The following is an 11,971-nucleotide window of genomic DNA, read 5'->3' on the forward strand; positions in this document are numbered from 1 at the left end:
CGGTACCGTGGTCTTATGCGGTATTAGCAGTCATTTCTAACTGTTATCCCCCTGTATAAGGCAGGTTACCCACGCGTTACTCACCCGTCCGCCACTCAGTCACAAGAAACGTCATCCCGAAAGAATCCGTCCCAGGTGCTTCGTTCGACTTGCATGTGTTAAGCACGCCGCCAGCGTTCATCCTGAGCCAGGATCAAACTCTCATGTTATAGTTTGTATCCAAGTCCAAGAAGCACTAGCTTCTTTATCCTTGTCATTACTATTCTGTTTAAGAACGTTCGTCTGGTTTTTTCAAAAACCATCCCAGAAAAAAATTCATTAGAATTTTCAAGGTTGTCTTATTGTTCAGTTGTCAATGTTCGTCGTTGTTTTCATTCATTTCGTGCAACTATTTTATAATATCACATCGCATTTTGTTTGTCAACAACTTTTTCCAACTTTTTTTGGATAAGTTATCCAACGGAGAAGGAGGGATTTGAACCCTCGCGCCGCTATCAACGACCTACTCACTTTCCAGGCGAGCCCCTTCAGCCACTTGGGTACTTCTCCAAGCGTTGAAATCATGTTGGTATTCATGATTAACGGAGAGGGTGGGATTCGAACCCACGCGCCCTTGCGGACAAACGGTTTTCAAGACCGCCTCGTTATGACCACTTCGATACCTCTCCATGTATATAATTTGATATTCTCTTGTGCGTCCCTCTCTCGATGACGCTTGTATATAATAACAAACTAAAATACACTTGTCAACAGTTTTTTTCAATTTTTTTATTTTTTATTTTTTTATTTTTTTCTGTTGTTTATATGCCTGCATTTGGATATAGATAATCTTATCATGAACCTTATGTAAAGCCCGTAAAACCTTACGTGCCTTCATTAAACTTCCAGCTATCCTTACATCTTCCGGTGTCGTAATTTTTATATTATCATATCCACCTTCAAATAATCTTACTGCGATATTTCCATAAGTTTCAACAACCATTGCATCATCTGTTGCACTGGTATCACCACTATTCATCAATGTTTCATAGGCATCCTTAACAAGAGCAAATTCAAAACACTGCGGCGTCTGCACCTGCCATAATGTTTTTCTATCTGGCGTATGCACCGCATATTTTTCATCATTTACAACTTTTATTGTATCTTTTGAAGGCATACCAACAACACATGCACGGTATTTCCGAACATAATAAACACATTTTTCAATTAGATCTGTATTGATCATTGGTCGGGCACCATCATGAATCAGCACATAATCCGCATCTTCAACAGCCTTTAATCCCTGATAAACAGATGCATACCGTTCACATCCACCTGCAACTACTTTTGATACTTTATCAAAATGATACTTATCTATGATATATTTCTTGCAATAATCGATTTCATCTGCTCCTGTTACAAGAATTACCTCATCAACCATACTTTCCTCAAAAGCCTTTAGCGCATAATATACCAAAGGTCTTGATTTTATCAGCATATATTGTTTGGGTATACCACTCCCCATACGTTTCCCTTCACCTGCTGCCAGTACGATTGCCACAACCTTATCTTTCATATTTTCTCCTATCTGCTGCCAATTTTTAATCCTGGAACAGCATTTAGATCCCATCCACTTCTGGTACCCCTAATATATTCATAGTAACCGCAAACACCGATCATAGCTGCATTATCCGTACAGAGAATCGGAGATGGATAATAAAAATCAATCCCTGCCTCTTTACATCGTTCCTGCATTTTTGCTCTGAATGTTCCGTTTGAAGCAACACCTCCGGCAATGGCCATTTTTTTATATCCAAGTTCTTTTGCTGCTTCAACACCATGTGAACTTAAAACATCTACTACCGCTTCCTGAAACGAAGCTGCCACATCGGCACGATTTACTTCTTCGCCTTTCATTTCACATTTATTTAGATAGTTTAAAACTGCAGATTTCAAGCCACTGAAGCTAAAATCCATTTTAGAACCATTCACCTTTGCCCTAGGAAAATCAATGGCATTTTTATTTCCTTCTTTTGACAATGCTTCAATCTTAGGTCCTCCCGGATATCCTAATCCAATAGCACGTGCAACTTTATCAAAAGCTTCCCCTGCCGCATCATCTCTGGTACATCCAATAATTTCATATACACCATAATCTTTCACATCAACAAGATGAGTATGTCCTCCTGATACTACCAAACATAAAAATGGAGGCTCCAAATCTGGATGTTCAATATAATTTGCACAAATATGCCCTTCGATATGATGAACTCCTACCAGTGGTTTATTTTTAGCAAAGGCAATTGCTTTTGCTTCTGCTACCCCAACCAAAAGTGCACCTACAAGACCAGGCCCATAGGTAACTGCAATCGCATCAACAGAATCCAAAGTTTCCCCTGCTTCTTTCAATGCCTCTTCGATTACATAATTAATTTTTTCAATATGTTTTCTGGACGCAATTTCAGGAACCACACCTCCATACAATTTGTGTAGCTCAATCTGTGATGAAATAATATTTGATTTTACAGTTCTTCCATTCTCAATAACCGCTGCTGCTGTCTCATCACAGGAAGATTCAATTGCCAGAATTTTAATCTTATTGTCCATCACAACCTCCTAATTATCCTGAAAATCTAATGTAATTGTTTTTCCATCTTTTCCTGCTTTTGCTTTTGGGAAAATTTTCTTTACTTTTCCCATAAATTCTTCTGGCCATACCAAAGACGGGCTGAAATGAGTCAGCCAAAGCCTTTTAACATCTGCTTCTTTTGCCAGTCTTGCTGCCTCATAAAAAGTCATATGCTTATATTCTCTGGCCTTTTTCTCTTTTCCATCTTCCCCGTACATTCCCTCACAGATAAACAAATCTGCTTTTTCTGCATGATCAGCAATGTTCTGGACTGGTCTTGTATCTGTACAATATGTTAATTTGATTCCCTGACGGGGTTCACCTAATATCATATCACTGGTAAGGATACGTCCCTCTTCATCTTCTAGAGTTTCGCCTTTTTGAAGGCGATTCCAGTATTTCATTGGAATATGATTATCTCTGGCTTTCTCAGGATCAAACTTTCCTACACGTGGAATTACAACATTATATCCATAACAGGTAATATTGTGCCTTACCTGAAAAGCTTCAATAGCATATCCTTCCATCTGTATCACGTGTTCTTTTTCATTTAGTTCATAAAATTTAATAGGAAAAGGCAGGTCTGGTGCAATAACACGAAGAGAATTAACAATCTTTTCTACGCCTTTAGGTCCAATGATCAGCAAAGGTTCCGTGCGTTCTGCATTTCCAAGAGTCAGCAAAAGACCTGGAAGCCCGCTTACATGATCCGCATGGAAATGTGTAAGACAAATTGCATCCAAAGGCTTCACACTCCATCCTCTTTCTTTGATTCCAACCTGTGTTCCTTCTCCACAATCAATCAGCAGACTATGACCATTAAATCTGGTCATACATGCTGTTAACTTTCGATAAGGAAGGGGCATCATTCCCCCTGTCCCTAATAAACATACATCTAACATATATCGTCCTTTATGATAAAATTTCTGTCTTTTCAGTTACTTTAGGCGGGACTTCAAATTGTTTCACAATACGATCATAACATCTTTCACAAATCCGGAATTCATGAATCTGCGTATCCTTTTCTGAAAAATAGCCCCATTCCTTTTTTATTTCAACAAAATCACTTTTTTCTTTTATTTCATTTCCACAGACATTACAAACCATTCTTTTATCCTCCTCACACCGCTTATTATAAGGAGCATCTTCCATGGATTCCAGTGGAAATGATTGGTGAGGATTTGGATCGTCCCAAAACATTAAAATAGCATCTTCCATAGGGTCTGTATAATATTTAGCTCTCCGTCCATGCTCTTCAAATCCACATTTTACATAAAAATTTCTCGCTACAGTATTTGACTCCCGCACCTCCAGATAAATAGTTTCTACTCCCATTTTCCTGTATCTCTCACGAAATTCCTGATAAAGCAATGTACCGATGCCTTTTTTACGTATAAATGGCACCACTGCGATTCTTTGCAGTTCCCCCTGTTCCAGTACATGCTCTGCCATTATGTAACCGCTGATTTTGTTCTGATCTCTCCAGACATATATATCACTGGTCTTTTTATAATAAAAAGATTCAATACTACTCAAACTCCACGGTCTATGAAAAGATACTTTTTCAAGTTCTGCAATCATAGGAAGATCTTCAGGAATTGCCCTGTGAACATGCCATTCTCTAGCGGTTGCTTTCTCTTTTTCCATTAATTTTTTCTTCTCTTTCTCTCTCTGCCTGTGATTTTCTTAAATACTCTGGTGCAAACTCATCTGCACTCTGGTAAATACCTTTATCAAAATATACTTTTGCCAAAGCACCTACTGCACCTGCCCGTTGTCTATTTGCATGAACCGGAGCAAAAATTGCAAGATTTCCCATTGCATCTTTGATCTCATTTTCGTATACCGGCACTCCATCTCCAAGAAAGATAACCGGCTCACCATATTCTTTCAACTGGCTAAGGGTATCTTCCACACTCTGTGCACACTGTTCTTTTAATACTGACATTTCTGCTCCATGAAATCTGTAAAAACCTGTATAAACCTGTTTCCTTCTGGCATCCATCATTGGACAGATAATTGATGAAGATCCGAACAACTGATAAGCCAGCCCGTCAACAGTAGGAACCGGAACGATTGGTTTATTCAATGCAAGCCCTAAACCTTTTGCCGTTGCTGCTCCAATACGCAGGCCTGTAAAAGATCCTGGTCCCATGGCAACTGCAATAGCGTCGATGTCTTCTATATCAAATAAAGTTCTATGTATCACTTCATCTAACATTGGCAGCAATGTCTGGGAGTGAGTCAGTTTATTCCCTGTAGTATATTCTGCAATCAAACGGTCATCTTCAATTAACGCCACGGATGCAACTAATCCGGAACTATCCAAAACTAATAATTTCATCTAAATCTCCTCAATCTCAATTTCCCGATAATCGAATCCCTTCTCAAGATTCTTTCGAATTTCAATTTTTTTATAATGATCAGGAAGAATCTCCCCTATCAGATTGGCCCATTCAATCAGACAGACTCCTTCACCATAGATATAATCTTCATATCCTATTTCATCCATTTCTTCTATGTCACCAATACGATATACATCAAAATGATAAAGTGGCAGACGCCCTTCTTCATATTCTCTGACAATTGTAAAAGTAGGACTTTGTATTGGTTCATCAATTCCAAGTCCTTTTGCCAGTCCCTGGGTAAACACAGTTTTCCCAACTCCCAGATCACCATACAGACATAAAACCTGTCCTGCACCGGCTTCCTCACCGATTTTCTTTCCCAATTCATATGTATCCTGAGTACTATAACTTTGAATTATCATTTCAATCTCCTTTTTTCGTTAGCTATTATTATATCAATCGTCAAAACTTTTTTCAATCTGTCCAAATGCAATTTCCTGTGTAAAAATAAAGAAGGGTCCTATGACCCTTCTCCATATCATTCTATTCTTCATCATCTTTCTTCTGTTTTCCATTTGCATATTCAGAAATACTGGAAGAAACATTTTTCTCTTTTGCAGAAGCTGATTTCTGATGATTCTTTGCTGCCTCTACATGCTCTTCTATATATTTTGCCATGGCTTCCTTTTGACTTCCCATTGCCTCTTCTGGAAATACGAAAGCCTGCTGACGTCCTGTATACAGTATATATAGCCCCATCAAATGACGGATTTTCTGGACTCTCGCCCATTCTATTGTTCCATTTTCTTCACCTATCTCAACAAAGATGCCTTCCTCTTTTAACGTATAATATGAAGGTTGCTGATATACAGGATTAGTCAAAGCCTGTTTCTTGGCTTTCATATAAAGCATGATCGGATTGACAACAACAAAAAGAATTACAATCAGCGCTCCTAAGACCACATAGGTTGCTCCCTGCCCCTGTACAATTGCTCTTGCACACATTAATGCACCTATGATAATCATAAGAATTGCCAATATCCCTGAACTTCCTAAATAAGTATATACAAATGAGAATTTAAAAATTTCTTTTGCCGTTAACTGTGTTTTAAATTTCATAATGATTTCTCCTTCCTTCAAGTAGAAAGTAATTATAGCATAATCATTTTTTAAATTCCATGAATAATTTGCTTTTTTCTTATGGACTTATGTAAGATTGACTATAAAAAACATGCATACATTTTCTTATTTTACAGATAATATTCATACAAAAATAGTACTAAAACTTGTAAATGGAGGAATTATTTAATGAGAGCTACAGGTATTGTACGAAGAATCGATGACCTTGGCAGAATTGTCATTCCTAAAGAAATCAGAAAGACCATGCATATCCGGGAAAGTGATCCCTTAGAAATCTTTACAGAACGAGACGGCAGCATTATATTAAAAAAATATTCTCCTATCGGGGAAATGGGCATTATTGCAAAGCAATATGCCGATTCCATTGCTGCATCTCTTCCGCATACAATTTGCATATGTGATCAGGATTCTATTATTGCAGCAGCTGGTCCAAACCACAAAAAGTTATTGGGGAAAATACTACATGAAAAGGCAGAAGAAGCTTTACATGAACGGAAATATCTGCTTGCCGGTCAAAATGATTCTGAATTTATCCCTCTTGTATCAGACTTTCCTGAAGAATTTACCGGAATCGCCCTTTCTACAATTATCGCTGAAGGCGATGCCATTGGATTAGTATGTATCATATCCAATGAAGGACCTTTAACTGACCAGGATCTTATGATAACAAAAATAGGTGCCAGTTTTCTTGGCAGGCAGATGGAAACATAAAAAAAGCGGATACTCCGCTTTTTTTATTTAAAATAAAATTTAATAGATTATTTAATTATTCTCAAGATATTTCTTTAAATATTGTCCTGTATAAGATTCTTCTACCTGACATACTTCTTCAGGTGTTCCCTGGGCAACTACTGTTCCACCTCCAGCACCTCCCTCAGGACCCATATCAATAATATAATCTGCAGTTTTTATCACTTCAAGATTGTGTTCGATTACAATAACCGTATTTCCACCTTCTGTTAGTTTTCCCAAAATATCAACCAGTTTATGAACGTCTGCGAAATGAAGTCCTGTTGTAGGCTCATCTAAAATATAAATTGTTTTTCCTGTACTTCGCTTGCTCAGCTCTGTGGCCAGTTTAATTCTTTGAGCCTCTCCTCCAGACAGTTCTGTAGAAGGCTGTCCCAGACGTATATACCCGAGACCGACATCTCTTAAGGTTTCCATTTTTCTGCTGATAGAAGGTAAATTAGAGAAAAAGTCGCATGCCTCATCTACGGTCATATCCAGTACATCATAAATACTTTTGCCTTTGTATTTTACTTCCAGAGTTTCTCTATTGTAACGTTTTCCATGGCAAACTTCGCACGGTACATATACATCTGGCAGAAAATGCATCTCAATCTTAATAATTCCATCTCCTGTACATGCCTCACACCGTCCGCCTTTTTTGTTGAAACTAAAACGGCCCTTATTATAACCTCTGGATTTTGCATCTTTTGTCATGGCAAATAATTCACGGATCTGATCAAATACACCTGTATAGGTAGCCGGATTTGATCTTGGAGTTCTTCCAATTGGAGACTGATCAATGGCAATAATCTTATCCAATTGATCATATCCTTCAATATCCTTATGTTTCCCGGCTTTAATCTTGGCTCTATTTAACTCCTTAGCTAATCTTTTATAAAGAATCTGATTTACCAGAGAACTTTTCCCTGAGCCTGATACTCCTGTAACGCAAGTAAATATTCCCAGTGGAATTTCCACATCAATATTCTTCAGATTATTTTCAGCGGCTCCTATTACCTTCATAAATCCAGATGCTTCTCTTCTTTCTTCAGGAACCGGTATTTTAATACTTCCACTTAGATAAGCCCCTGTAATGGAATTCTTATTTTTCATAATCTGCTTTGCTGTTCCCTGGGCTATAATTTCTCCACCGAATTCTCCTGCCTTCGGTCCGATATCCACAATATAATCTGCTGCCAGCATGGTATCCTCATCATGTTCTACCACAATCAGCGTATTTCCCAGATCTCTGAGATTCTTCAATGTACGGATCAGTTTATCATTATCTCTTTGATGCAGCCCGATACTTGGCTCATCAAGAATATATGCAACTCCAACCAGTCCGGAGCCAATCTGAGTTGCCAGGCGGATTCTCTGGGCTTCTCCACCGGAAAGAGTTCCAGTAGCTCTGGATAAGGTCAGATAATCAAGTCCTACATCATTTAAAAAGCCAATTCTGGCTTTTATTTCCTTTAATACCTGTTCCCCGATCAGCATCTGACGATCTGTTAATTCCATTTCACTTAAAAATTCAACCATCTCTCCAACGGATAAATCACACATCTCGGCAATATTTTTCCCTGCAACAGTTACAGCCAGAGATTCCTCTTTTAATCGCTGTCCATGACATTCCTCACAAGGAGTTACGGTCATGTATGCCTCATATTCTGCCTTCATCCGTTCGGAAGATTCCCTGTATCTACGTCCAACATTTCGGATCAGTCCTTCAAAAGCAACGTCGTATACACCCTCTCCACGCTGTCCGCGATAGTGAACTTTAACCTCTTTTCCATTGGTTCCATATAAGATAATATTTTTCACACTGTCCGGATATTCGCAAAACGGTGTATTCAGACTGAATTTATATTCCTCTGCCAAAGCATCTAAAATAGCTCTGGTATAGCTTTTTTTATCCGTACAGGACTGCCATCCCATTACCTGTATGGCTCCCTCATCAATACTTAGCTTCTGATCTGGAATCATCAAATCCACATCAAATTCCATCTTATATCCAAGCCCGTGACAAACCGGACATGCTCCAAACGGATTATTAAATGAAAAACTTCTTGGTTCAATTTCATCAATACTGATTCCGCAATCGGGACATGAAAAACTCTGACTGAAATTCATCGGTTCCCCGCCAATCACATCGACCATCATAAGTCCATCGGTGAGATTCAGCACTGTTTCAATGGAATCCGTCAGACGCTTTTCAATTCCTTCCCTGATTACCAGCCGGTCTACAACAATTTCTATATTATGTTTAATATTTTTTTCCATAGGAATATCTTCTGAAAGATCGTAAATATTTCCATCAACACGAACTCTAACATATCCACTCTTTCGGGCACTCTGGAAAATCTTAGCATGTTCTCCTTTTCGTCCTCTGACTACCGGTGCTAAAATCTGTATTTTTGTACCTTCCGGTAACTGAATCAGCTTATCCACCATCTGATCAACAGTCTGCTTGCTGATTGGTTTTCCACACTTAGGACAATGAGGAATTCCAATTCTTGCATATAGCAGTCGAAAATAATCATATATCTCTGTAACTGTCCCTACTGTTGAACGGGGATTTCTGTTGGTTGATTTCTGATCAATAGAAATTGCCGGTGACAGGCCTTCTATGCTGTCAACATCTGGTTTTTCCATTTGTCCAAGAAATTGTCTTGCATAGGAAGATAAAGATTCCATATATCTTCGCTGTCCCTCTGCATAAATAGTATCAAAAGCAAGAGAAGATTTTCCTGAGCCGCTTAATCCTGTCAAAACAACAAATTTATTTCTCGGTATCTCTACATCTATGTTTTTTAAATTGTGCTCTCTGGCTCCTTTTATTCTAATTACATCTTTTTTCATAGTTTCTCCTAGTCATCATAGTCTCTGTAAGCCACTTTAAACTCTTTTAATTCATCTCTTAATTCTGCTGCCAGTTCAAAGTTTAGCTCCGCTGCCGCCTGATTCATCTTCTTAGTCAGCCGTTCTATGATTTCTTTTAATTCCTTTTTGCTCATAGATTCAATATCTTTATCATATCCTGCGGATTCCTCTTCCTGGTCATCGGAAATCCTGATCAGATCTCTCACATCTTTCTGAATTGTTTTTGGAACGATTCCATGTTCCTGATTATACTGATTCTGGATTTCTCTTCTTCTATTCGTCTCAGTTATAGCCGCATTCATGGAATCCGTCATGATATCTGCATACATGATAACATGTCCTTCACTGTTTCGTGCAGCACGCCCAATGGTCTGTACCAGTGAAGTTTCTGAACGGAGAAATCCTTCTTTATCAGCATCCAGTATGGCAACCAGCGTTATTTCAGGAATATCCAGACCTTCTCTCAGCAGATTGATTCCAACCAGAACATCAAAAACACCTATTCTCAAATCTCTGACAATTTCTATACGCTCCAGTGTATCAATATCAGAGTGGAGATATTTTACCCGGATTCCGGCTTCCCTCATATAATCTGTCAGTTCTTCTGCCATACGTTTTGTCAGTGTTGTAACCAGTACTTTATGACCCTGCTGTGTTTCTTTGTGAATCTCACTGAGAAGATCATCAATCTGTCCGGTTACCGGACGAACATCAATGGCCGGATCCAGCAATCCTGTAGGACGAATAATCTGTTCTGCCCGAAGCAGTTCATGCTCCGCTTCATATTTTCCAGGAGTTGCAGATACAAACATCATCTGATCAATCTTTTGTTCAAATTCCCCAAACTCCAAAGGGCGATTATCCTTTGCCGAAGGAAGGCGAAATCCAAAATCCACCAGAGTGGATTTTCTGGACTGATCTCCTGCATACATTCCTCCAATCTGCGGAACTGTAATATGGGATTCATCAATAATCATAAGAAAATCATCACCGAAAAAGTCAATTAATGTATTTGGCGGTTCTCCGGGTTTTAACCCGGAAAGATGTCTGGAATAATTTTCAATTCCTGAACAGAAACCGGTTTCTCTTAACATTTCAATATCGAAATTTGTTCTCTCTGCAATTCTCTGTGCTTCAATTAACTGATCGTTCTCTTTAAAATATTCAACCTGCCCGGCCAGCTCTTCTTTGATACCTTTAATTGCTCTCTCAATCTGTTCCTGAGGAACCACATAATGTGAAGCTGGGAAAATAGCAATAAAATTCAGGCTTCTCTTAACTTCCCCTGTGAGTACATCAAATTCAACGATCCGATCGATTTCATCGCCAAAAAACTCAATTCTGACTGCTTCTTCGAAGGTGGAAACCGGCAGAATTTCCAATACGTCACCTTTAACCCGAAAACTTCCTCTTTTAAAATCCAGTTCGTTTCGCACATACTGAATATTGATCAGATCATCTATGACATCATCTCTGTCCCTGATCATTCCCGGACGAAGAGAAATCATCATCTCTGTATAACTTTCCTTACTTCCGATTCCATAAATACAGGAAACACTTGATACGACAATAACATCCTTTCGCTCAATCAATGCTGCTGTAGCACTATGTCGTAATTTATCAATCTCATCATTGACTGAAGAATCCTTTTCAATATAAGTATCCGTAGATGGCACATAAGCTTCCGGCTGATAATAGTCATAATAGGACACAAAATATTCCACTGCATTATGTGGAAAAAAAGCTTTAAATTCACTATATAACTGGGCTGCCAGTGTCTTGTTATGTGCAAGAATCAAAGTTGGCTTATTCAGTGCCTGAATGACATTGGCCATAGTAAATGTCTTTCCGGAACCTGTAACTCCCAGCAAAGTTTCAAACTGATTTCCTTCTTTAAATCCATTTACCAGTTTCTCTATGGCCTGCGGCTGATCACCGGTAGGTTCATATTCTGATACTAATTCAAAATGATCCATGAAAGTTCCTCCTTTATGAATCTATTGATCTTATTCTTTGCATTTTCTCTTTCGCTTATTATATCAGAGGGCAAAAAGAAAGTACAGAACAAAATCGAACTTTTGTTCTGTACTTTCTTCACGGACCATATGCTTGATCATCCTGCTGTCTAAAGTCACCAATCATAACCTCCACTGACAAGTGGAGGTTTGCTCTGTCCCTGTAAGGGACTTTTACCTGCTTAGGTCTCAAAGACCTCTCGAATAAAAAGCCTCAACCGCACCATATTTACATGGCTAATCCTTAA

Annotated in this window: 10 protein-coding genes, 2 tRNA genes and 1 rRNA gene; 1 reads left to right on the forward strand and 12 read right to left on the reverse strand. The window is 38.6% G+C overall.

Features of this window, described 5'->3' with window-relative positions:
* The 10 genes from KTB61_RS12655 to KTB61_RS12700 form a co-directional block, all read right to left on the reverse strand.
* Positions 1-209, reverse strand: a 16S ribosomal RNA gene (locus tag KTB61_RS12655); the annotation flags it as partial.
* A 251-nt stretch (positions 210-460) separates the two neighbouring features.
* Positions 461-549: transfer RNA gene (locus tag KTB61_RS12660), tRNA-Ser, on the reverse strand.
* Positions 550-582: 33 nt separating this feature from the next.
* Positions 583-668 (reverse strand) — tRNA-Ser (locus KTB61_RS12665).
* A gap of 107 nt (positions 669-775) precedes the next feature.
* On the reverse strand, positions 776-1,555 hold the full coding sequence (gene ispD / locus KTB61_RS12670; RefSeq protein WP_216697675.1) for a 2-C-methyl-D-erythritol 4-phosphate cytidylyltransferase: 780 nt from the start codon (positions 1,553-1,555) through the stop codon (positions 776-778).
* An 8-nt stretch (positions 1,556-1,563) separates the two neighbouring features.
* A complete protein-coding gene (gene tsaD / locus KTB61_RS12675; protein ID WP_216697676.1) occupies positions 1,564-2,586 on the reverse strand; it encodes a tRNA (adenosine(37)-N6)-threonylcarbamoyltransferase complex transferase subunit TsaD in 1,023 nt (340 codons plus the stop codon).
* Between the two features lie 9 nt (positions 2,587-2,595).
* Positions 2,596-3,510 carry a ribonuclease Z gene (locus tag KTB61_RS12680; protein ID WP_216697677.1) on the reverse strand — a complete coding sequence of 305 codons (915 nt, stop codon included), beginning with the start codon at positions 3,508-3,510 and terminating at the stop codon, positions 2,596-2,598.
* Between the two features lie 10 nt (positions 3,511-3,520).
* Positions 3,521-4,255 (reverse strand): ribosomal protein S18-alanine N-acetyltransferase, encoded by a 735-nt coding sequence (gene rimI / locus KTB61_RS12685; protein WP_075760209.1) that lies wholly within the window; start codon positions 4,253-4,255, stop codon positions 3,521-3,523.
* Positions 4,230-4,952, reverse strand: a complete 723-nt coding sequence (gene tsaB, locus KTB61_RS12690; protein WP_216697678.1) for a tRNA (adenosine(37)-N6)-threonylcarbamoyltransferase complex dimerization subunit type 1 TsaB — start codon at positions 4,950-4,952, stop codon at positions 4,230-4,232. Before tsaB ends, rimI begins: the two co-directional genes overlap by 26 nt.
* A complete protein-coding gene (gene tsaE, locus KTB61_RS12695; protein WP_075760207.1) occupies positions 4,953-5,378 on the reverse strand; it encodes a tRNA (adenosine(37)-N6)-threonylcarbamoyltransferase complex ATPase subunit type 1 TsaE in 426 nt (141 codons plus the stop codon). It abuts the gene before it with no gap.
* 121 nt (positions 5,379-5,499) lie between these two features.
* Positions 5,500-6,075: a YcxB family protein gene (locus KTB61_RS12700; RefSeq protein ID WP_075760206.1), complete on the reverse strand. Its 576-nt coding sequence runs from the start codon at positions 6,073-6,075 to the stop codon at positions 5,500-5,502.
* A 189-nt stretch (positions 6,076-6,264) separates the two neighbouring features.
* On the opposite strand from KTB61_RS12700, the gene KTB61_RS12705 reads away from it, so the two are divergent.
* On the forward strand, positions 6,265-6,807 hold the full coding sequence (locus tag KTB61_RS12705) for a stage V sporulation T C-terminal domain-containing protein (protein ID WP_216697679.1): 543 nt from the start codon (positions 6,265-6,267) through the stop codon (positions 6,805-6,807).
* Between the two features lie 51 nt (positions 6,808-6,858).
* Here KTB61_RS12705 and uvrA read toward each other — a convergent pair whose 3' ends face one another.
* Positions 6,859-9,687 carry an excinuclease ABC subunit UvrA gene (gene uvrA, locus KTB61_RS12710; protein WP_216697680.1) on the reverse strand — a complete coding sequence of 943 codons (2,829 nt, stop codon included), beginning with the start codon at positions 9,685-9,687 and terminating at the stop codon, positions 6,859-6,861.
* Positions 9,688-9,695: 8 nt separating this feature from the next.
* Positions 9,696-11,684 (reverse strand): excinuclease ABC subunit UvrB, encoded by a 1,989-nt coding sequence (gene uvrB, locus KTB61_RS12715; RefSeq protein WP_216697681.1) that lies wholly within the window; start codon positions 11,682-11,684, stop codon positions 9,696-9,698.
* Between the last annotated feature and the right edge of the window lie 287 nt (positions 11,685-11,971).

Source organism: Anaerostipes faecalis (assembly GCF_018982945.1).
Classification (GTDB): domain Bacteria; phylum Bacillota; class Clostridia; order Lachnospirales; family Lachnospiraceae; genus Anaerostipes; species Anaerostipes faecalis.